This is a genomic window from Ruegeria sp. CG11, from assembly GCF_056537245.1.
Genome location: NZ_JBQFRE010000033.1, coordinates 1 through 20,368, shown reverse-complemented (window position 1 = coordinate 20,368; position 20,368 = coordinate 1). Strand labels below are relative to the sequence as shown.

The following is a 20,368-nucleotide window of genomic DNA, read 5'->3' as shown; positions in this document are numbered from 1 at the left end:
CGTCACACATCACCATCGCAGTGCCTTCCAGCCACGGCACCGGGCGCAGGGTGCTGAGGTCCGGTTTCATGACATAGTCACCGTAACCCCGTTCCCAACTGGTGGCCGCATAGCCATCGGGGGTCGCCATCTCAAGATCGGTGGCCAGCAGATAATTGCAGCAATGGGTTTCCTGCCAAGCGCCCGCCACGAAATGCCCGGCATGAAACCGCTTGCCCATCAAACGCCCCTGCATGTCGACCATGCAGACCAGCACGGTATCCACCTCGCCCGCGTCCACCTTAGCCTTCAGGTCGTCCAAACGCGCCTCATTGCCCATCCCGTTCATCCTCTGTTACCCTCCGAGACCCCGGTCTCGTGCTCCCTTTCACGGCCGTCAGTCGTCGGCCGCGTCTTTTTCCATTTCCATCACCAGACGCGTCTCAAGAACCTGTCCGCTCTTGTAGAGGATCGGATAGGCGATGGCCGCGATGTGGCCGTGCAGGTCGCGCATCGCACGCAACGTCTCAAGATGCAGATCGCTGGACTGGAAGCTTACTGTCTGCCCCCGCTCCAACCGTTTCAGATGTGCCTTGCGGCTTTGACGCGACATCCGTTTGACCTCGGCCTTGTCCAACACCAGCCGCCGGGCGCAGTCCATGTCGTCGACCAACAGCACGTGGCGGGCCAGTGAGAAGCTCTCCAGAATGGCCGCGTGCAGATCTGACAGCTCTTTCCACCCCTGCGCGGAAAACTCGGTGCGTTCGGTGTGTTTGATCTGGGCTGTGCGGGTCATGCGGTTGGACACCACGTCACCCGCCGCCTCAAGCCGGATGGCGTATTCCACCAGCTCACGGGCTGCCTTGATCTGCGCCTTACTCATGTTCTGGCGCGGCATCCGTGCGACAAAGCGGCGGATTTCGGTGAGCTGCGCGTTCACCCTCTCATCCTGCTGCCACAGGGCCGAGATGGCGTCGCTGTCGTCCTGTTCATAGATATCCAGCACCGGGCGGAACATGCGTTCGACCTGCGTGACCATCTGCAAAAGCTCATGCCGGACCGAGGACATAGCCACATTCGCCCCGGATGCGCTGGGATCACTCAACGGGCTGAGCGCATCCGTGAACTGATCCATCACGTTTGCCTCAACCTTCGGTTCGGGCAGCAGCAGGGCCATCGGGCGCTCCATCCAGTTCACGAACCCGGTGGCAAGCACAAACACAGTCAGGTTGAACCCGATATGCGCCAGGATCAGCGACTGTCCCGCCCCGGCGACCATCAGCGCCTCATGCGCGCCGCTGACGTTGACCACGATCAGCATCACCAGCGCCGCACTGCCCCGCAAAAACAGGTTGGCCCAGGGAATGCGCCGGGCAGAGATGGTCATGTCACGCGTCAACCAGATCGGGATAAAGGCTGAACCCAGATTTGCCCCCAGCACCAACGACAGCCCGGCGGCAAAGGGGATCGCCCCGATCTGCACCAGCGTCACGCACATTAGGATCGTCGCGACCGAGCTATGCATGACAAAGGCCAGCACCGCACCCACGATGAAGGCACTGAAGTAGTCGTTTTCCAAATAGCCCGCGATAGCCGGCAAAAAGGCGCTTTCCCTGATTGGCTCAACCGCATCGCGCAGGAGCTGAAGCGACAACAGAATAAAGGCGATGCCCAGAACAATCCGCCCGATCAGCCGCACGTTGGCCCGGTCGGACTTGAGATACAGCCACCCGCCCAGCGCCAGCAGCACCGGTTGCAACCATCCCAGATCATAGGACAGCACTTGAATGATCAGGGCTGACCCCAAGTCAGCACCCAGTACACCGGCCAGTGCCAGGCCAAATGTAACCATCCCCGCCGCCGCAAACCCGGTCAGCAGAACCGCCACCGCGGCCGAGCTTTGCAGGATCGTCGCCAGAACCATACCGGCCCCACCCGCAACAAATGTGTTCGAGTGACGCGTCAGGATCGATTGAAACAGCGCCCCAAAGCGCCGTTCAATTCCTGTGCGCACCAGTCGCACGGCGAACAGCAGCAACATTGTTGCTGCAAAAATCTCGATCAAAAAGCCTGCGATTGCCATCTGTTCACACCCCGCTGGTCCGGGTCGCACAGCTGCGCGCCCAGAGTTTTTTTGTTGGTCTCAAAACGGATGCTAACATTCGCAGTGTTGTTTCCTGTGGTCAAATTCCGGCGCGTGGTATCGCTAACGCGCCGGAATTGGGTCATTTAGCCATAGCGATAAGGCCGTCCGGCCTTAAGCATTTCGGCATTGTAGCGTTTGAAGATATCGACAACCTTAGCCTTGGTTTCGGACTCGGCGGCAATTTCGTCCCAGAACTTCACGGCCGCGGCTTCAACGGTCGCCCATTCTTCATCCGGGATGGTGGTCAGCTGCATCTTGGTGCCGTTCACGCGCAGATTGGCTTCCCCACCCCAATACCACCACTGACGATAGTAGTGCGACTGATCACAGCAAACCTTGAACAGGGTCTGAAGATCTTCGGGCAGTTCATTCCAGCGGTCCATATTGGCAAAGAAGTGACCCGCCCAAGCGCCCGAGATGTTGTTGGTCAGGAAATAATTGGTCACGTCGGCCCATCCCACCGTGTAGTCTTCGGTGATGCCCGACCACGCGATCCCGTCCAGCTCGCCGGTCTGCACGGCCACCTCGATGTCTTCCCACGGCAGGGTCACTGGTACGACGCCGAATTGCGACAGGAAGCGGCCCGCCGTCGGGAAGGTAAAGACGCGTTTACCTTGCAGGTCCGCAAGGCTGTTGATCGGGTCCTTGGTGGCAAAGTGGCACGGGTCCCATGCACCAGCGCTGATGTGTTTCACGCCGACCTTCGAGTACTCCTCGTCCCAGATCTCGTTCAGGCCCCACTGGTTGAACAGAACCGGCACGTCCAGAGAATAGCGCGAGGCAAACGGGAAATAGCCGCCGAAGACGGTGACTTCGGTGGGCGACGCCATCGAGTCATCGTCCGACTGCACCGCGTCGATGGTACCTTTTTGCATGGCGCGGAACAGCTCGCCTGTCGGAACCAGTTGGTCCGCATAAAACAACTCGATTTGCATCCGGTCACCAGCGATCTGATTGAACATCTTGATGGCCGGATCGATCACGTGCTCGGCCAGAGCCGGGCCTGCATAGGTCTGCATCCGCCATGTAATCGTACCTTGTGCCAGCGCAGGCGTAGCCAGCGGTGCGGCGGCAACGCCCACCCCGGCGGTCTTCAGAAACTTACGTCTTGTCGTCATGTCAATTTCCTCTCCGTTGAAGTTTGCGTGCCCATTCGCCGGGCATTCTTGTTAATTTCCATAGATATAGCCGGGCAACCAAAGTGCAATTTCCGGGAATATCATAATAATGATTAGGGCCAGCACCATCACGCCGACAAATGGAATGATTGAGCGGTAGATGTCCTTCAACCCGATCTCGGGCGGTGCCATCGCGCGCATCAGGAACAGGTTATAACCGAAGGGCGGCGTCATATAAGCAATCTGCGTCGTGATCGTATACAGCACCCCGTACCAGATCAGGTCAAAACCAAGCGCGCCAACCAGCGGCACATAGAGCGGCGCCACGATCACCAGCATCGCGGTGTCGTCCAGAAACGTGCCCATCACGATAAAGCTGAGCTGCATCAGGATCAGGATCATCCAAGGCGACAGGCCGAGTTGTTCGGTGAACAGGTTCTCGATCGCTTTTACCGCGCCGAGGCCGTCGAAAACCGCGCCAAAGCCCAGCGCCGCAAGGATGATCCACATGAACATGCACGAGATTGCCATTGTCTGTTTGGTGCAATCCTCGAAAATCTTCCACGTCATCCGGCGTTTGACGACCGACACGACCAGCGCCGTCAGCGCTCCAATGGCCGAGCTTTCCACCAGCGAGGTCCAGCCGTTCACAAATGGAACCATCATCGCCGCGAAAATGATCAGTGGCAGCGCCCCTGCCCCAAGCAGCCGGATTTTCTCGGACCACGGCACCTCATGCGCGTCTTCCATCGCCGGGCCGAGTTCAGGTTGAATGCGGCAGCGAATCCAGATGTAGAGGATGAACAGTCCCGCCATCAGCAGACCCGGCAGGATACCGGCCAGCCACAGCTGACCAACCGGTTGACGCGCGATCATGGCGTAAAGCACCAGAACAACAGAGGGTGGCACAAGGATGCCCAGACTGGACCCGGCCTGAATGACCCCGGTCACCATTGTCTTGTCATACCCCCGCCGCAGCAGCTCCGGCAGCGCAATGGTCGCGCCGATGGCCATCCCTGCGACGCTGAGCCCGTTCATGGCCGAGACCAGCACCATCAAACCGATAGTCCCGATGGCCAGCCCGCCATTAACTGGCCCCATCCACACATGGAACATGCGATACAGGTCATCGGCCAGACGGCTCTCGCTCAGCACATAGCCCATGAAGATGAACATCGGCAGCGTCAGCAGCGGGTACCATTTCATCAGCTTCATCGCGGCTGAAAAGGTAATATCCTGTCCCCCGGTGCCCCACAGCGCCAGCGCGGCGATTGTTGCAACCGCACCGATCGCACCAAAGACGCGCTGTCCGGTGAACAGCATCAGCATCATCAGCGCGAACATGAAGATGGCGATAAATTCCTGGCTCATGCCCGGCTCACCCCGATTTCCTGCCCGTTGATCCGGGCTATGTCTTTAAAGAATTCCGATATTGCCTGTAGCAGCATCAGGAAAAAGCCGAACACCATGATGGCCTTGACCGGCCAGATATAGGGCCGCCATGCGGTCGAGGATCGCTCGAGCCGTCCGATCTCTTCACTGCCGGTCAGCAGGCCGGTGAAATACGAGACCGGCGCGTCACCCCAATAGCCAAGGCTGTAGGCCGTCGACCCCAGCCCGCCATAGAACAGCACGCCCAGATACAGGATCAGCAGCAGCACGGTGAAGGCGTCGAACCACGCTTTCTTTTTGTGGCTCCAGTTGTGGTAAAACAAATCCATCCGCACGTTCGAACCCAGCTGGATCGAATACGGCCCGCCGACGATGTAATAGGTCACCATCGCAAACTGCGCCATTTCCAGCGTCCAGAGTGACGGCAGGAAGAACGTTTTCGAGATCGACGACCACAGCAGGATCCCCATCATCACGAACAGGCCCCACATCATCACCCGACCGATCCGATAGTTGATCGCATCAACGACCCGTACATATGACGCCATCACCTTGATCACGCGCCCCCCCCTTCCCCGAACCCGGAAAGCGTGCGGTCGATCCACGGCACCAGATGCTCGGCCATGGCCTGTTGCTGCTGTGGCGTCCGGATCAGATCATTGCGGATCTCGATCATGACGTTCAGCAATCCGTTTGGATAAGCCTGCGCATCCAACGTATGCGCCACCCCGTCGGCAGCAGAATACGGCTCGTTCAGACGGGTCACAAAGGATGGCCGCGCGGGCACTGCCCCCATCATCGCCACAGCAAACCGGTCGTCGCGGCCATGCAGGATGCCCAACTCAACCGCCCGCTGATGGCCATTAAAAACCGGCGTGAAACTGTGCACGGTGACCATCAGCTGCAACGACGGGCGGTGCTGCGCGATCTGACCTGAGACCGCCTGCGTAAAGGGAACATAGATGTTCTCAACCCGCGCCTGACGTTCATCAGGCGTCATCTGGGCATTGGCTGGGATATCGTACTGTTCGCTTTTGATCGGCATGGCACCCGCAGCCTCGGGTGGGCGGTTGCAGTCATAGACCAGTCTGGAGACCCCTCCGTGGACCAGCGGCGCAGACATCAACCCGGCCATCTGCTGCGCAACGCCCAGCGCGCCCGGGTCCCAGGCGATGTGGCTTTCCCGCGCCTCGGCCGTCAGACCCATGTCGCCCAGAAATGCCGGAATGCGGCTCGACGCATGTTCGCACACCAGCAGCACCTTTGGTGCGCCGTCCGTCCTATCCGTGTGAACAACCGTTCCGAAGTCCAATGTACCGCCCTGCGATTCCGTGAGTGTGGCTTGTGAAAAAATTTCCACATGAAGCATTCACCTGTCAATATTTTTCCTGTAAAGAATTCATCAGAGCAAGTTGTGGTGAAAAATTTTGCACAATCTGCCATTGCTGATGCAGGAGGACCCATAGGTGCGGGTAACGGACAGGCTGCTGGCCCATCGGGACAAGATGACCCCGTCTGAACGGCAACTGATCAGCGTCCTGCTGGACGACTACCCCATGGCCGGCCTTGGCAGCATTACCGAACTGGCCAGCGCGGCCTCGGTCTCGACCACTACGGTTGCGCGGATGTTGCAGAAAACCGGGTTTGATGGCTATCCGCAATTTCAGGCGGCCTTGCGGGGCGAGGTCAAGGAGATGATCTCGGGACCTGCTGCCAAGCGCGACGTCTGGCAGAACGACCTGCCCGAAGAGCATATCCTGAACCGCTACTCCCAACAGGCACTGGCCAATCAAAAACGCACGATTGATGAGGTCGATCCGGCGGAGTTCGACAGTTTCTGCAGCCTGCTCTGCGATCCCGACCGGCGCATTTTCATCACCGGAGGGCGTATCACCGGCGCGCTGGCCCAGTATCTCTATCTGCACCTGCAGATGATCCGCCCCGATGTGCGGATGCTGCCCTTTGCGGCCTCATGGACCCATGATCTGCTGGATGTGCGCAAGGATGACGTGCTGATCGCGCTGGATGTGCGGCGCTATGAGAACTCGACCATGCTGATCGGGCAGCTCTGTCAGGAACGCGAGGCGGAGATCGTGTTGTTCACCGATCAGTGGCGCTCGCCCATTCACAGGGTAGCCAAACACACATTCGCTGCTCGGATTGCGGTGCCGTCAGCATGGGACTCGATGGCGTCGATCCTGGTGCTGATGGAATGCGTTATCGCCGAGGTGCAGGAACGGCTGTGGGATTCGGTCAAGGAGCGCACCGCTGAACTGGAACAGGCCTTTGACCGCACCAAGCTGTTCCGGAAATTCGGCCAAAGCTCTGGCTCTTAACTACAACTGCCCGTGAGGAGTGTTGCCAGCACGCTGGCAGGTGGTCACTTTGGTGTCATGACATTCGTGACCGAGAACCAGTTGCCGCTGCTGATCCTGTTCTTTCTGGCCGGATCAATTGGCACCGCCTTTCTGTTTCGCAAACCTGCGGGGCACAGGGCGTGGAAACTGGCCGACCTCGTCTGGGTTGTTCTGGGTGGAATTGGCGCATTGGTAGCAGTTCTGGCGGGGCTTTATACGTCGGACAGTTCACGACTGGATCGGCAGATCGATGTCGCCTATGCCGCCACACTGGCCTTTGACCGCGACGCCGCGCGGTTCCGGCTGCGGTTTTGCGATCCGGCCTATGACCCGGACACCGCCGTATTGTGCGACAGGGTCGAGTTCCTGTCGGCCTCAACCGCCAGCAACGCCGACTTGCCCCTTTTCATCGCCGTGACCAATGAGGTCGCCCCGCTGCAAGGGCTGCATTTCCTGTTCGGACGGCAGGAAAAGGACGAGATGGACCAGATGGCCGCCAAGGCCGATGCGTTCGATATCGACCAGTTTCTGGTCTTCACCACACTGGACGACAAAACTCAGGCTGCCATCGACAACATGCGTCGCAAAGTGCCTGCGATTGCCGGAGATTATCTGATCCTTGCGCAAAGCTATGATGATCTGGTCGATCAGGTCGGCAAACTTAAGGACGAATGGGAATATCTGCAGGCCAACGCCCATATTCTGGTGCTGCAGATCATCGCTCTGTGTCTGGTCAGCTTTGCCGCGCCGTTCCGTCTGGGCAAATCCATTGTCGAGCTGCGAACGACACTTACCGCCGATAGGCCTGTGCCAGTTGCTCCGGATCAGCCCCTAGAAAATACCGCATCAGAGTCCACAGATTCCGAGCCCCCCGACGCAACCACCCCACCCGCGCATAACGCTCCGCACTCGTGACCGCTCGGGTGTTCAGCATAGTGATATTGGGTAAGGCACGAACCAGCGCCACGTCCTCCATCAGTGGCTGATCGGGAAAACCTCCGACCTGCTCATACAAAGAACGCGGCACCAGCAGGCCCTGATCCCCATAAGGCAGACCAAACACCCGGCTGCGCAGATTGGCCCACCCCGCGACCCATGCGGGACCAAATCCTTTTGCCCCAAAGGTCAAACGAAACGCGGCGGGCTTGCCAGAGGCAAGGTGTTCGCCCACCTCTTTGCTCCAACCGTCCTGCAATACGGTATCGGCGTGCAGGACCAATAACCAATCACCTTTGGCCTCGGCACAGCCCCGCCGCAACTGTCCCCCGCGTGAGGGCGCGCCGGTAACGATCTCAGCCCCCGCCTCATCCGCGATTTCAAGCGTCGGATCGGTCGATCCTCCATCGGTCACAATCAGCTCGCGGATCAACCCCGAGTGCAGACCCTCCATCAGCGCTGGCAAGGATTCCGGCAGGGCCTCGCCCGCGTTCAGGGTCGGGATGACGATGCTGATCGATGCTGGCAAGGCGGATACCCTCTGGTCATGGCGGCGGGAACTCCTATATCACGGGGCCGAGGGAAATGACGAGGACCACCCGATGCCCAATCGCCGTATTCTGCGCCTTAGCGGGTCGGACACTGACAGCTTTCTTCAGGGGCTGGTGACCAATGATATTGCCGGGCTGGACAACGGGCTGGTCTATGCAGCCTTGCTGACCCCTCAGGGCAAGTATCTGGCGGATTTTTTTCTAAAACGCGATGGTGATACGGTGCTGCTGGACGTCTCTGAGGATATCGCTAACGGCTTCGTCAAACGGCTGAGCATGTACAAACTGCGCGCCGATGTTGCGATCGAAGACAGCGGCCTGCACCTGCAACGCGGCACGGGGCCGGCACCAGAAGGCGCCCTGCCTGATCCACGCCACGCCGATATGGGCTGGCGCGCCTATACGACCGAGGCAGAAACCGACGACGGCACCGATTGGGACGCCATCCGCGTGCAACACTGCATCCCGGAAACCGGCATCGAGCTGACGCCAGACAGCTATATACTCGAATCCGGGTTCGAGGCCCTGAACGGCGTCGATTTCAAAAAGGGCTGCTATGTCGGGCAGGAAGTCACCGCACGGATGAAGCACAAGACCGAATTGCGCAAAGGGCTGCGCAGCGTCAGCGTTGATGGCTCTGCCCCCGTCGGAACCGAGATCCTTTCCGGCGGCAAAGCGGCGGGCACATTGTTCACCCAGTCGAATGGCCAAGGCATCGCCTATCTGCGCCTTGACCGCGCGACTGGCGACATGCAGGCCGATGGGGCAACGGTCACTCTGACGACGTAACATGTTGCCATTCCGGCACGGCTTAGGTGCCAAGCAGCGCCGCACCGTTTGAACAAGACCCATGTCGCTGCCACACTGGCGCCAGTTCAAAGACCCGGGTGCGTCTATGTTTAAGCTGTACAGAGCGATCTGGCGCGCCAGCGCCGGTCGGCAGATTATCCTTATTATTCTGTCCATCGCCATCGCCGCTCTGGCGGCGGTTCCGCTGGAATTTCAGCGCGATATCATCAACCACCTCACCTCGGATGATATCAGCACGGAACGGTTGATCTATCTGGGCACAGGCATGATGTCAGTCATCCTGCTGAGCCTCGCCTTGAAATGGTTGTTGGGCTATCGCGCGGGCACGCTGGGCGAGGATATCATCCGCATGATCCGCCAGCGGCTACTGGTCCGTGCATCGGACTTACATGAAACTGGGGAATCCGTCCGCAAGGGCACAATGACCACCGCCATCTCGGCCGAAGCCGAAGAACTGGGCAAGTTCGCCGGAGGCGCGTTCTCGGACCCTGTGGTACAGATTGGCACGCTGATCAGCGTGATCGGCTATATCTCGTCAACCCAGCCCGGATTGGGCATGATCGCCCTTTCTATGATCGTGCCGCAGATTGTCATCGTGCTGATCTCACAGCGCAAGGTGAACATCTTCGTGGCCGAGCGTGTTCGCATTCTGCGCAACTCCACCGACAAGCTGGCGATCGAAGATATCAACGATGTGGCACGCGATGTTGACGCCCTATTCGACGATATCTTTGAAACCCGGCGCCGCATGTTCCTGTGGAAACTGTCAGCCAAATTCCTGCTGAGCGTCATCAATGGCGCGGGTACGGTCGGCGTTTTGATGCTGGGTGGTTATCTGGTTCTGAACGGAAAAACAGATGTCGGTACCGTGGTTGCGGCCACCAGCGGCCTCAGCCGTATTCAGGGGCCGACCGCCTTTCTGATTGCCTTCTACCGGCAGGTCAGCGCCAACCGCATCAAATACGAGTTGATGATGGAACTCTTCGGCCCCCACCCGGAGCGCTATCGGTATCTGAAGAACCGGCATTAAAAAAGACCGCGTGGCGGGTGCCTGCGCGGTCTTTTCTGTTTCGAACAAACGCAGAGTTACGCGCGCTCGGAATATTCCATGGTCTCGGTATTCACCACAATCATCTCATCCTGTCCGATGAACGGCGGCACCATGACCTTGACGCCGTTGTCCAGAATGGCCGGTTTGAACGAATTCGCAGCGGTCTGGCCTTTGACGACCGGCTCTGTCTCGACGATCTTGCAGGTCACTTTTTGCGGCAGCGTGGCGTTCAGCGCTTCGGATTCATAAAATTCGACGACGATGGTCATGCCGTCCTGCAGAAACGGGCGGCGTTCGCCCAGCAGTTCGGCGGGCAGTTCGATCTGCTCATAGGTCTCGGAATCCATGAAAACGAGCATGCCGTCGGATTCGTACAGGAACTGCTGATCCTTCTGCTCAAGACGTACACGTTCTACCTTGTCCGCCGAGCGGAAGCGCTCGTTCAGCTTCGAGCCATTGCGCAGGTTGCGCAGTTCGACCTGCGCGAAAGCGCCGCCTTTACCGGGCTTTACGTGGTCAACTTTAACTGCGGCCCACAGCCCGTCGTTATGCTCAAGCACATTGCCGGGGCGAATTTCGTTCCCATTTATCTTGGGCATTACATAATTCCTTCACAAACGGTTGATGCGTCAGTTCCCGTCCCTATATCTGGCAGGACAACACCTGACAAGACAACGAGACCTTGTGCTGCACTTGCAGTAAGCCATGCACATGACGCAACGCAACTATGCATTTTAGCTGTATCCGAATCACGTTGAATAGGTCATAAGGACCGTCACGCCGAAAATGCAAGAGCAAGAACAACAAGGAAGACGAGATGAGAGATTTCGTTGACGGCACTGCCTTTAACAATGAACAAGGCAATCGTGCACGCAAACTTTTCGCGGCCGTTGTGTTGGCTGCACTTGATGACGCTATCGCCGATGACAAGAAATACGGCAATGGCCCCGAACAGATCGCCCGCTGGGCACGCTCGCGCGATGGTCGCGAAGTGCTTTCTTGCGCGGGTATTGACCCGAACGAACGGGTTGTCAGCGGACTGATGGAGTTCGTTGGTCGTGGCGTGCGGACCTCGGTCGCGCTGTCGCGTGAAGAAAGCGAGCGCCGCAATGCCGCTCAGCAGGCAGAAGCCGCGTAAATCAAGCGACTTCTGAACGAAAAAGCGCGCCTCCGTACTCCGGGGCGCGTTTTTCTTTTGCCTGTCAAAAAAACAGCAGCCACTGGCGGGCCACCCAGATTTCGGCCCCCAACAGGACGGCAAAGAATAGTTTCGCGGATACGGATAGCCCCCTGTTCCACAGTACGACATAGCCCCCCGCGCAAACCGCAATTGAAACCGGCGCGACCCAAAGGGCGTGATGAGTGCTGTCCCAATAGCTGACCGGGCTGTGAAAGACCCAATCGCTCAGCGGCCAGAATTGCGGCCGCCCGTCACCCGCGTGCAGCAGGAAATCCATCGCCAGATGAAGAAGGCCCGCGGACGCGGCTACCGTCAGGAAACGCCACCCCCACCACAGACTAACCCACAGCGCCAGCCCCCACAGGATGAATGAGTTGTCGATGGCAAAAACAGTCTGCCAGGCGGGGGAAAAGTAAAGTTGATCGAACACCACCTGCTCGGGAATACCCAGCACGTACAGCGAAACGCCCGCCATCACGTACAGCGACAGGTCGGGCAGCAACGACCCCAGCACAGCCGCCGCCAGGATACGCCCCCGCGCTGGCCGCGCAAAAGCAGCGGCACCGATCAAAAGATGTGCGGGCGTGTTCATCCGGGCTTTCCCTTTGGGCTCAAATCAGGTCATTTGCGCGTCAACGTATAGGAGACGGCTATGGTTCGCGCCATCATGATTCAGGGCACCGGCAGCAATGTCGGAAAATCGGTTTTGGTTGCCGGGCTGGCGCGCGCCTATACGCGGCGGGGATTAAAGGTGGCTCCGTTCAAGCCGCAGAACATGTCGAACAATGCCGCCGTGACCGAAAACGGGGGCGAAATCGGCCGGGCGCAGGCCTTGCAGGCACGCGCCGCCATGCGCCCCACCCACACCGACATGAATCCGATCCTGCTGAAACCGGAAACCGACACCGGCGCGCAGATCATCGTTCAGGGCCAGCGCGCGGGCACGATGAAGGCGGGCGATTATCGCAAGGATAAATCCAAACTGCTGGGTGCCGCGTTGGAGAGTTTTGACCGGCTGTGCAGCGACGCCGATCTGGTGCTGATCGAAGGGGCCGGCAGTCCGGCCGAGACCAACCTGCGCAAGGGCGACATCGCCAATATGGGCTTTGCCTGCGCCGCTGATGTGCCGGTCGTTCTGGTCGGAGATATCCACCGCGGCGGCGTGATCGCTCAGATCGTGGGCACGCAGGCGGTGCTGGAGGCCGGTGATCTTGAGATGATCCGTGGCTTTGCGGTCAACCGGTTCAAGGGCGATGTCTCGCTGTTCGACGAGGGGCGCGATGACATTGCCGCGCGCACCGGCTGGCCTTGCCTGGGCGTTGTGCCCTGGTTCCACAACGCCTGGAAACTGCCCGCTGAAGATATGATGGACATCCGGTCCCACAGTGGCGGGGCCTGCAAGGTTGTCGTGCCGCAACTGGAGCGGATGGCCAATTTCGACGATCTCGATCCGCTGTCTGCCGAACCTGGCGTCACGGTCGAGATCATCCCCGCCGGACGCCCCCTGCCCGGCGATGCCGATCTGGTGCTACTGCCCGGCAGCAAGTCCACCATCGGCGATCTGACCTATTTCCGGGCGCAGGGCTGGGATATCGACCTGTACGCCCATGTCCGCCGGGGCGGCCATGTGCTGGGCCTGTGCGGTGGCTATCAGATGCTGGGTAAAACCATTGCCGATCCCGATGGAGTGGACGGTCGCCCAGGCACGGTTGAGGGCCTGGGGCTGTTGGATGTGACCACCACCATGGCTGGTGAAAAACAGGTCACTCTGCGCACGGCGCGCACCGTTCCCGAAAACGAACCGGTCACCGGATACGAGATTCACATGGGCCGGACCGAAGGCCCCGATTGCGATCGCGCCTGGCTTGAGATTGAAAACCGCCCCGAAGGTGCCGCCGACCAAACCGGCCGCATTCGGGGCAGCTATTTGCATGGAATTTTCTCGTCCGATACGTTCCGCGCCCGCTATCTGGAACAGCTGGGCGCGACCTCGGACCTGTCATATGAGGATGGTGTTGACGAAACGCTGGACGCGCTGGCGGACCACCTGGAGCGGCACATGGATCTGGACCGCCTGCTGAACCTGGCCCGGCCGCCGAAACGGTCTTAGGGCTCAGTCAAGCTCTCGTTCTGCCAATGCCCGGTAAATCTCGCGACGCACCATCTTGCGAACATTGCGGGTGATGCGCTGGCCCAGAACGCCCTGCAGCTCCTCGCGAACGACCTGAGCGATCAAGTCACGCAGCGCATCCTCTTTCATCGCCAGAGTGGCGTTTTCGACGTCCGGTTCAGCAGGCTGAGTGCGCGTGGTGGAGGACGACCCGGGATCACGAATGAAAGTCGCTTTGATGTCAGACACGGGCTGTTCAGGCGCAGCTGCCGATACACTGGAACTTTGCGAGACGATAAACTCATCTTCAGCGTGCCACTCCAGTATTTTGTTCGGCGTACCGGAATAGGCGTCATCGCTGTCTCCATCCGGCTCCCACTGGTCCTCGGTGTGGGCAATCGCCGCTTCCAGTGCTTCGATCTTGGCGCTCAGGCTGTCCGCAAGGCCGTCCTCGTCCCCGGTCTCTGCCTTTGCTTGCTGTTCGACTGCAGGTTCTGCGTGATTGACAATATCGCAAGCCCGCAGAAGCATCGGCTTGACGGAATCCTCGGCCTTATAGGCCGTTTCCTTCTTTTCAGGCTGAGACTGCTTTGGCACCGCCGGTTCGTTGACCCGCAACGCGTCGGTCAGAACCAGCCTGCTGGGCTTCCGTGCGATGGTCGGAGTTATCACTCCCGACGCTTTTCGGTCATCTTCGCTGACCAGACGTTTAATCGAGGACAGGACGTCCTCGATTCCCGCTTTTACGACTTTATCCGTCATTGTTCTCTACCGCTCTATCCTCAGGATCGAGTGTAGCCAAACAAACCGGACCTAACAACAGGTAGTATTGGCCCTTAGTCGCGACGCAACGCTTTGAGAACGCGATCCAGGTCCTTGCTCTGCTTGCTGATCTGGGCCGGAGCCTTCTTCACCAGGTTGTAGTAGAGGGTCGGATCATAGATCTGAACGGCCAGACCCAGACGCTCTGCTGTCAGCAGACCCTGCGCCTGCAGCAGCTGATACGCCGCACGGGACCGTTCGGTGCGCGATGCAACCTCGGCCAATTGCGCGTCCAGCAGGTCCTGCTGGGCGTTCAATACGTCCAGAGTTGTCCGTGCGCCCAGCGTCGCCTCTTCCCGGATACCGTCAAACGCAACCTGCGAAGCGCGGACCCGTTCGGTCGATGCCCTCAGGCTAGCCGTCGCGGCCTGGAATGCAGCATAGGCGTCGGCAACACCTTGAGTGATGTCCTTCTGCACATTCAGCAGGTTGGCACGCGACGCGTCCCGCGTTGCCATTGCCCGGCGTACTGTGGCCGCCAAACGACCACCCGCATAAATCGGCTGTTCAAAGCGCAGTGCGATGGTTGCATCTTCGAGGCTGTCATCGTTGTCATAGCTTTCGCGGATACCTGCATCAGCGTTCAGCCTGACATTCGGACCCAAATTGGCACGCTGCTGCTGTACGAACAGGTCAAGCGCACGCACCTGATGCTGTGCTGCCTGAATGGCCGGGTGATTACGCTGCGCGAGGCCGACGGCCTCGGCTTCGGATCGCGGCAGATTCGGCAGGCTTGGCTGACCGGCTGTACGACCCGGAGCTTTGCCGACGGCGTTGACGTATTCCGCCTGCGCAATGCTCAGGTTACCACGCGCAACCGCGAGGTCCGCTTGCGAGCTTGCCAGCTGCGCCTCGGACAGTGCAACGTCCGTCCGGGTTACCTCACCCACATCGAAACGGTCCTGCGAGGCCCGCAGTTCTTCGGCCGAGACATCGACGTTGTTCAGGCGAATCTGTACAGTTTCTTCCTGCAGCAAAACACCTAGATAGGCATTCAGGCCGCGGAACAGGACCTGCTGTTCGACGTCCAACAGGGTCTGTCGTGTCGCCAGAACCGTTTCCTGCGCCGATTGCTTGCCCAGAACCGAGAAACCGCCGTCATAGATCAGCTGACTCAGCGTGAGCCCGGTAAAAAAGTTGGATGGTTCATTCCTGACCACACCCAAACTTGTGGAATTGCGCGTATAGTCCTGACTGACTTCCACCGCCCAGTTGATGATCGGGCGCAGCGCCGACAGTGCGATAGCCACATCTTCATCAGCCGCACGCAGCAACGCGCGGTTCTGTTCCAGCAAGCCACTGGTGTTGTAAGCCCCGATAAAGGCATCGGTCAGGTTGTCCGCCCAAACCGCACGCCCTGGAATGGCACTCAGCGCTATACCCGCCGTTAGTGCCAAAGCCTTCACAAACTTTGTCCCCGTCCTTGCACGCATAACTAAATCCTTCTCAAATCAAAATTACGCTGCCCTCACCGCAGTTTGCGTCTTTGTTTTCAACTAATCAAGGCAACAGAGAAATATGAGAAGAAATTATAGCGAAAATGCACACTCCGCGCAAAAGGCCTGCAAAACCGGGGCGTTGGCATTAAAGGCATGACGCCAGGTCACTCGTCCCCCGGATTTGTGCCCGATCCGAACGGTGCCAAGCTCTCCTTCTACGAACAGGCAGGCGATGCGCCCGTGATCCTTGAGCTGCGCGATCAGCGCCTCAGGCACCTGCTCTACCCCGCCCTGAATCATGATGACGTCATAGGGGCCATGCTCGGTCGCGCCCTGCTCCAGCGGACCGACATGCACGATCGCGTTGTCGGCCTCTGCCTCCATCAGGATCGTCTGCGCTTCGGCGGCAAGGACTTCGTCCTCTTCCACGGCCACAACCAGTTGCGCCATGCGCGCCGCGACAGCGGTGGAATATCCCATCGCGGGGGCGATATCCAAAACAATCTCGTCATTCGAGATGTTCAGCACGTCCAGCATCTTGGCCAAGGTCCGAGGTTCCAGCAGGCAGCGCCCATTCCCCAGATCGATCACGCCCTCGGCATAGGCGGCCTCGCGCTGCGCGTCCGGCACAAAGTTCTCTCTCTGGACGGTCAGCATGGCGTCAATGATAGGAAATTTCGTGACATCAGAAGGTCGGACCTGCGTATCAACCATCGTGCGGCGCCGGGTTGCGAAATCTGTCATTGGATCGCTCATGTTAGTCCCAAGTATGTCCGGCTTGTGCCATATCCAGACGAAACCGGCAACGGCTGTCGCGTTAAAGTTTGGCCGGATCGCAGGAACTTGGTGTCGCACCGCGCCAAGTCCCAACCCATGGGAACGGATTTTTCAATCAACCCACTGGACGCCCCTGACGAAAGGTGTTAAAACGCCGCCCACACCACAGCAAGTATTTGATTTTGCTTGAAAAGGCGAGTTGGCGGAGTGGTGACGCAGCGGATTGCAAATCCGTGTACACCGGTTCGATTCCGGTACTCGCCTCCATTTAGTTAATCACTAAATCCCGTAACACGTTGAAACTTTTTGCTTTCAATTGGTTGCGTTGCGCCAAACCGTTAATTTCGCCAAAAATCCCGCAACATTTCCCGCAACACGATTTTTGCTGCAAAAACCACCTTACATCGCTTGGCGAATGTCAAGAACAACACTCCTAGTGACTTGAGACGATTTACACCTATTGCGTGCTTGCCATAGGCATGGGAAACATTTCTAAGTTGCAGATTTGAATGAGACTTTATGAATAGCATATCGAGATTTGCCGCTTAGCGCGCTTATTGTGAACCCAGCAAACGATCGGCATGGCGAGTTAGAAAACGAAACTGCTGCGATTGCCCAACTTTTTGCTCTGCGAGAGCAGCACATGAAAAACCTCGCAAAAGACCTAGCTAGCAAGGGCGAGATTTTCGAACCGCCTTTGGTCTACCCCAAGGACGGCAAGTTCATAGTTGCGGATGGTAACCGACGGACGACCTGCCTCAAGCTCATTACTGAACCCAGACGAGCACCCACAGTCGAACTTCAACAGTATTTTCAAAAACTAAAAACTGAGTGGAACGGTACGCTCCCCGATACAATTGAATGCCGGGTGGAGGATGACCGCGACCGAGTGGACGACATACTTTTTCGACGTCACACAGGCGTTCAAAGCGGTATCGGTCAAAGCACTTGGGACGACCGGATGAAGAACAACTTTGTCGTCCGTACAGGAAAACATCGCGGGCTGAACATCGCTGATGAAGTTGAAAAATTCCTTCGGCAAGAAAACCTCTTGCCACCGCAGAAAATTCCACGCTCTAACTTAAACCGTTTGCTGTCCGCCGAAAGCCTCCGCAATCGCCTTGGAATCTCTGTAAAAAAGAACGGCTTTGAGTTCATTCGAAATAAGAAGGAAGCTTTACAGGCACTAAGCCGTGTAGCGTCAGACCTCTCTAACCGTAAAGTAACACTTGATGATATTTGGGACGCTGAGTCCAAACTCAGGTACATTGATCAGTTGGAGCGCGAAGGCATATTGCCGACCGCCAGCAGCCCATCGCCGAAGCCCAAGCCCACTCCAATGCCGGGCCCGACTCCTCCAAATCCACAACCACCCTCATCAAAACCGCCAAAACCAACGGTCTGGCCGCATCTAATTCCAAATGTTGAGCACGGTATAACTTGGACAGCGCAGCAGCACAGAGTTCGCGAGATATGGGAGGAGCTTCAATTCAAACTTGAGCTTCACCAGCATCCAAGTGCTATTTCGGTTCTTCTTCGCGTGCTGCTTGGGCTTGGCGTGGAACATTATGTGAAAGTTAGGAACGTGAGCGCTGTGCACAAAAACGATAAGCTAGCACTTCGCATATCCAAGGTAGCTCAGCACATGTTGGACGATGGGTTAATTGACAACAAGTACCTCGGTGCACTCAAGAAGCTTCAACAGGGCGACGTTATTATTTCGATGGATACCTTGAACAGATACGTTCATTCGCCAAATTTTAGCGTTTCACCTGAACACCTAAAGATGCTTTGGGGTACGCTTTCGGATTTCATAGTGCTCTGTCTAACAGCCAAAACCTAGCATGAGAGAGAAAAACTAGGTCGAGCTATCCCGCAACAAATCCCGCAACATTTTCCCTGTGCAGCACGGCTCGACCAAATCCAAGATTTTGTTTTAAATATACTTTTTTGAAAAAGCGGTTCGATTTCAAAACAGGTACTCGCCTCCACAACATCTTGCAAAAATCGCTAAATAAAACCCTCCAAACACAAGATATAGTCACGCGACTTTCGTGCACAATTCGTACACAGTCCGCGCGCAGATTCGACTGCATTTTGAGACCTTTTGCCGTATACTGAGAAAAAACAGGCAACTAGGCGAAGCAGCACGAGATGAGCTACGGCGTTACCACTGTAAATGTGCACAAAAAACTGAAGCTGGATAAGCGCCAGGGCAGCGAAAATTGGTACGTGCGGCTGACTTTGGACAACGGCAAACGTGTTGTTAAAAGCACAAAGACGGACGACTTGGAGGAAGCAAAAGAACGCGCAATTGAGTTGTACCATGAAACCAAGGCACGCATCAAAAATCACCTCCCCGCACAAACCCGCAAATTCAAGCACGTTGCAGAGTATGCAATTGCGCGAATGCAACGCGAACTTGATGAGGGTGGCGGCAAGCAAGCTTACAAGGATTACTTCTCAGCGCTGCGTATTTGGCTCATCCCGTACTTTGGCAATTCGGATGTAGCAAAGATAGATTTGGCTGCGCTGACGGCTTTTGACGCGTGGCGTACTGAGGCGAACAAAAAACCATTCTCACAAAGCGGCATCAATAATCACAATGCAGCGCTGAACAGAGTTTTGGATGAAGCAGAGCTGCACGGCTGGATCGTAAAATCCATGCGCCCCACTCTGCTAAACAAAGGCGTCAAAAGCGAAAGCAGAGGCAGCTTCACGGACGCTGAGTATAAAAAAATCTATACGGCACTGCGCACTTGGCACAAAAAGACGAAAGATAAAAAAGCAGCAGCAACGCGCGAGGTGCTACGCAACTATGTGCTGTTTCTCGCAAACACTGGAGTGCGGCACGGCACAGAGGCTTTGCGGCTGCGTTGGCACAACATTGAATGGCAGGAGAATGACGGCGAGCGCTATTTGGTTGTGAACGTAGACGGGAAAACGCGAAAGAGAAGCGCAGTAGCGCGAGACACAGTGGAAGGCTACTTGGACAGACAAAGTAAGCTGAACCCTGATTTCGGCTACGACAGCTTCGCTCAGCTCATCGCAGCCAAATCCAACGAACATGTATTCACGACGCGCTTGGGCAATGTTGCAAACATCGCGAGCTTAAACCGCGCATTTAATGCGCTTCTGGAGGACTTGAGTTTGAAAGTTGGCGCTGATGAAAAATCCCGCACTTTGTACAGCTTGGGGCATTACTACGCGACGCGAGATTTGAAGCGCGGCATCAGCACACACGCATTGAGCAAACAAATGGGCAACAGTACGGCGATGTTGGACAAGCACTGCAGCAAGTACAGCCCGTTGCTTAACGCTGAAATGCACAGCGGACGCGACATGCGGAAAAGCCAGAAAAAAGGAAGCGGCGGCAAATGGCGGGGGCGTGGTGGATACAGCGTTCAATATGCTTGCAGCAGGCAAACTAGATGAAACTGGGCTGCTGGCGGCCTTGGGCGTTGAACGGCAGAACTACGTGGTGACAGAAGAGATTGCGATTAAAGCGCTGGCAGCAAAGAACGATGACTTGATAGAGGGCGAAACTTTGCTGCGGATACTGAATGGGTAGTTGACGCAACCGCTGCTGCGCCAACCAAACGTCTTACTTAGGGTCAGGATTCATAACCAGTAGATGACGGTTGCTGCGAGCGCGATAACAGAAAGGAATACTTTGGGACAGCGGTCATAGTGGGTTGCG

19 protein-coding genes, 1 tRNA gene and 2 pseudogenes are annotated in these 20,368 nt (G+C 57.4%); 10 read left to right on the top strand and 12 right to left on the bottom strand.

Annotated features, from left to right (window positions below):
- From ACR0KW_RS23465 to ACR0KW_RS23440, 6 genes and pseudogenes are all read right to left on the bottom strand, one after another.
- A pseudogene (locus tag ACR0KW_RS23465) lies at window positions 1-319 on the bottom strand (glutamine synthetase); the annotation flags it as partial.
- 57 nt (window positions 320-376) lie between these two features.
- The gene (locus tag ACR0KW_RS23460; RefSeq protein WP_480807180.1) at window positions 377-2,062 is read right to left on the bottom strand and encodes a Na/Pi cotransporter family protein; all 1,686 of its coding nucleotides are present in this window, start codon (window positions 2,060-2,062) and stop codon (window positions 377-379) included.
- Window positions 2,063-2,208: 146 nt separating this feature from the next.
- Window positions 2,209-3,243 (bottom strand): TRAP transporter substrate-binding protein, encoded by a 1,035-nt coding sequence (locus ACR0KW_RS23455; RefSeq protein WP_480807179.1) that lies wholly within the window; start codon window positions 3,241-3,243, stop codon window positions 2,209-2,211.
- 51 nt (window positions 3,244-3,294) lie between these two features.
- Window positions 3,295-4,614, bottom strand: a complete 1,320-nt coding sequence (locus tag ACR0KW_RS23450; RefSeq protein ID WP_480807178.1) for a TRAP transporter large permease — start codon at window positions 4,612-4,614, stop codon at window positions 3,295-3,297.
- Window positions 4,611-5,183, bottom strand: a complete 573-nt coding sequence (locus ACR0KW_RS23445) for a TRAP transporter small permease subunit (protein ID WP_480807182.1) — start codon at window positions 5,181-5,183, stop codon at window positions 4,611-4,613. Before ACR0KW_RS23445 ends, ACR0KW_RS23450 begins: the two co-directional genes overlap by 4 nt.
- 8 nt (window positions 5,184-5,191) lie before the next feature.
- Window positions 5,192-6,004 carry an N-formylglutamate amidohydrolase gene (locus ACR0KW_RS23440; protein WP_480807177.1) on the bottom strand — a complete coding sequence of 271 codons (813 nt, stop codon included), beginning with the start codon at window positions 6,002-6,004 and terminating at the stop codon, window positions 5,192-5,194.
- A gap of 97 nt (window positions 6,005-6,101) precedes the next feature.
- On the opposite strand from ACR0KW_RS23440, the gene ACR0KW_RS23435 reads away from it, so the two are divergent.
- The gene (locus tag ACR0KW_RS23435) at window positions 6,102-6,971 is read left to right on the top strand and encodes a MurR/RpiR family transcriptional regulator (protein ID WP_170544979.1); all 870 of its coding nucleotides are present in this window, start codon (window positions 6,102-6,104) and stop codon (window positions 6,969-6,971) included.
- Between the two features lie 57 nt (window positions 6,972-7,028).
- Window positions 7,029-7,775 (top strand): annotated as a pseudogene (locus tag ACR0KW_RS23430) (hypothetical protein); the annotation flags it as partial.
- A gap of 7 nt (window positions 7,776-7,782) precedes the next feature.
- Here the strand turns inward: ACR0KW_RS23430 and ACR0KW_RS23425 are convergent.
- Complete coding sequence (locus ACR0KW_RS23425) at window positions 7,783-8,457, bottom strand: TIGR04283 family arsenosugar biosynthesis glycosyltransferase (protein WP_480807176.1); 675 nt, start codon at window positions 8,455-8,457, stop codon at window positions 7,783-7,785.
- A 73-nt stretch (window positions 8,458-8,530) separates the two neighbouring features.
- Between ACR0KW_RS23425 and ygfZ the strand changes: the two genes are divergently transcribed.
- Both ygfZ and ACR0KW_RS23415 read left to right on the top strand, forming a co-directional pair.
- Window positions 8,531-9,268 carry a CAF17-like 4Fe-4S cluster assembly/insertion protein YgfZ gene (ygfZ, locus tag ACR0KW_RS23420; RefSeq protein ID WP_480807181.1) on the top strand — a complete coding sequence of 246 codons (738 nt, stop codon included), beginning with the start codon at window positions 8,531-8,533 and terminating at the stop codon, window positions 9,266-9,268.
- Between the two features lie 106 nt (window positions 9,269-9,374).
- The gene (locus ACR0KW_RS23415) at window positions 9,375-10,319 is read left to right on the top strand and encodes an ABC transporter transmembrane domain-containing protein (protein ID WP_480807175.1); all 945 of its coding nucleotides are present in this window, start codon (window positions 9,375-9,377) and stop codon (window positions 10,317-10,319) included.
- A gap of 56 nt (window positions 10,320-10,375) precedes the next feature.
- Here the strand turns inward: ACR0KW_RS23415 and efp are convergent, their stop codons facing one another.
- Window positions 10,376-10,939, bottom strand: a complete 564-nt coding sequence (efp, locus tag ACR0KW_RS23410; protein WP_170325421.1) for an elongation factor P — start codon at window positions 10,937-10,939, stop codon at window positions 10,376-10,378.
- Between the two features lie 218 nt (window positions 10,940-11,157).
- On the opposite strand from efp, the gene ACR0KW_RS23405 reads away from it, so the two are divergent.
- Complete coding sequence (locus ACR0KW_RS23405; RefSeq protein WP_037310273.1) at window positions 11,158-11,478, top strand: DUF6280 family protein; 321 nt, start codon at window positions 11,158-11,160, stop codon at window positions 11,476-11,478.
- A gap of 64 nt (window positions 11,479-11,542) precedes the next feature.
- On the opposite strand, the gene ACR0KW_RS23400 is transcribed toward ACR0KW_RS23405, so the two are convergent.
- Window positions 11,543-12,112, bottom strand: a complete 570-nt coding sequence (locus ACR0KW_RS23400; protein WP_480807174.1) for a cobalamin biosynthesis protein CobQ — start codon at window positions 12,110-12,112, stop codon at window positions 11,543-11,545.
- A 60-nt stretch (window positions 12,113-12,172) separates the two neighbouring features.
- Between ACR0KW_RS23400 and ACR0KW_RS23395 the strand changes: the two genes are divergently transcribed.
- Complete coding sequence (locus ACR0KW_RS23395) at window positions 12,173-13,630, top strand: cobyric acid synthase (protein WP_480807173.1); 1,458 nt, start codon at window positions 12,173-12,175, stop codon at window positions 13,628-13,630.
- A gap of 3 nt (window positions 13,631-13,633) precedes the next feature.
- On the opposite strand, the gene ACR0KW_RS23390 is transcribed toward ACR0KW_RS23395, so the two are convergent.
- The 3 genes from ACR0KW_RS23390 to ACR0KW_RS23380 form a co-directional block, all read right to left on the bottom strand.
- A complete protein-coding gene (locus ACR0KW_RS23390) occupies window positions 13,634-14,392 on the bottom strand; it encodes a hypothetical protein (protein ID WP_480807172.1) in 759 nt (252 codons plus the stop codon).
- A gap of 74 nt (window positions 14,393-14,466) precedes the next feature.
- Complete coding sequence (locus ACR0KW_RS23385; protein ID WP_480807171.1) at window positions 14,467-15,885, bottom strand: TolC family outer membrane protein; 1,419 nt, start codon at window positions 15,883-15,885, stop codon at window positions 14,467-14,469.
- 96 nt (window positions 15,886-15,981) lie between these two features.
- A complete protein-coding gene (locus ACR0KW_RS23380) occupies window positions 15,982-16,635 on the bottom strand; it encodes a protein-L-isoaspartate O-methyltransferase family protein (RefSeq protein WP_480807170.1) in 654 nt (217 codons plus the stop codon).
- Between the two features lie 226 nt (window positions 16,636-16,861).
- Here ACR0KW_RS23380 and ACR0KW_RS23375 point away from each other — a divergent pair.
- From ACR0KW_RS23375 to ACR0KW_RS23360, 4 genes are all read left to right on the top strand, one after another.
- Window positions 16,862-16,935 (top strand) — tRNA-Cys (locus ACR0KW_RS23375).
- Between the two features lie 376 nt (window positions 16,936-17,311).
- Window positions 17,312-18,511, top strand: a complete 1,200-nt coding sequence (locus ACR0KW_RS23370; protein WP_480807169.1) for a hypothetical protein — start codon at window positions 17,312-17,314, stop codon at window positions 18,509-18,511.
- Window positions 18,512-18,822: 311 nt separating this feature from the next.
- Window positions 18,823-20,103 (top strand): tyrosine-type recombinase/integrase, encoded by a 1,281-nt coding sequence (locus ACR0KW_RS23365; RefSeq protein ID WP_480807168.1) that lies wholly within the window; start codon window positions 18,823-18,825, stop codon window positions 20,101-20,103.
- Window positions 20,060-20,239: a hypothetical protein gene (locus tag ACR0KW_RS23360; RefSeq protein ID WP_480807167.1), complete on the top strand. Its 180-nt coding sequence runs from the start codon at window positions 20,060-20,062 to the stop codon at window positions 20,237-20,239. The genes ACR0KW_RS23365 and ACR0KW_RS23360 overlap by 44 nt, the downstream gene beginning before the upstream one ends.
- Window positions 20,240-20,368 lie beyond the last annotated feature (129 nt).

What these genes read in the sequence shown, in the direction of transcription:
- ACR0KW_RS23460 (WP_480807180.1), bottom strand. Translation starts at nt 2,062, where the DNA reads ATGGCAATCGCAGGCTTTTTGATCGAGATTTTTGCAGCAACAATGTTG.
- ACR0KW_RS23455 (WP_480807179.1), bottom strand. Translation starts at nt 3,243, where the DNA reads ATGACGACAAGACGTAAGTTTCTGAAGACCGCCGGGGTGGGCGTTGCC.
- ACR0KW_RS23450 (WP_480807178.1), bottom strand. Translation starts at nt 4,614, where the DNA reads ATGAGCCAGGAATTTATCGCCATCTTCATGTTCGCGCTGATGATGCTG.
- ACR0KW_RS23445 (WP_480807182.1), bottom strand. Translation starts at nt 5,183, where the DNA reads ATGGCGTCATATGTACGGGTCGTTGATGCGATCAACTATCGGATCGGT.
- ACR0KW_RS23440 (WP_480807177.1), bottom strand. Translation starts at nt 6,004, where the DNA reads ATGCTTCATGTGGAAATTTTTTCACAAGCCACACTCACGGAATCGCAG.
- ygfZ (WP_480807181.1), top strand. Translation starts at nt 8,531, where the DNA reads ATGCCCAATCGCCGTATTCTGCGCCTTAGCGGGTCGGACACTGACAGC.
- ACR0KW_RS23415 (WP_480807175.1), top strand. Translation starts at nt 9,375, where the DNA reads ATGTTTAAGCTGTACAGAGCGATCTGGCGCGCCAGCGCCGGTCGGCAG.
- efp (WP_170325421.1), bottom strand. Translation starts at nt 10,939, where the DNA reads ATGCCCAAGATAAATGGGAACGAAATTCGCCCCGGCAATGTGCTTGAG.
- ACR0KW_RS23405 (WP_037310273.1), top strand. Translation starts at nt 11,158, where the DNA reads ATGAGAGATTTCGTTGACGGCACTGCCTTTAACAATGAACAAGGCAAT.
- ACR0KW_RS23400 (WP_480807174.1), bottom strand. Translation starts at nt 12,112, where the DNA reads ATGAACACGCCCGCACATCTTTTGATCGGTGCCGCTGCTTTTGCGCGG.
- ACR0KW_RS23395 (WP_480807173.1), top strand. Translation starts at nt 12,173, where the DNA reads ATGGTTCGCGCCATCATGATTCAGGGCACCGGCAGCAATGTCGGAAAA.
- ACR0KW_RS23390 (WP_480807172.1), bottom strand. Translation starts at nt 14,392, where the DNA reads ATGACGGATAAAGTCGTAAAAGCGGGAATCGAGGACGTCCTGTCCTCG.
- ACR0KW_RS23385 (WP_480807171.1), bottom strand. Translation starts at nt 15,885, where the DNA reads ATGCGTGCAAGGACGGGGACAAAGTTTGTGAAGGCTTTGGCACTAACG.
- ACR0KW_RS23380 (WP_480807170.1), bottom strand. Translation starts at nt 16,635, where the DNA reads ATGACAGATTTCGCAACCCGGCGCCGCACGATGGTTGATACGCAGGTC.
- ACR0KW_RS23370 (WP_480807169.1), top strand. Translation starts at nt 17,312, where the DNA reads ATGAAAAACCTCGCAAAAGACCTAGCTAGCAAGGGCGAGATTTTCGAA.
- ACR0KW_RS23365 (WP_480807168.1), top strand. Translation starts at nt 18,823, where the DNA reads ATGAGCTACGGCGTTACCACTGTAAATGTGCACAAAAAACTGAAGCTG.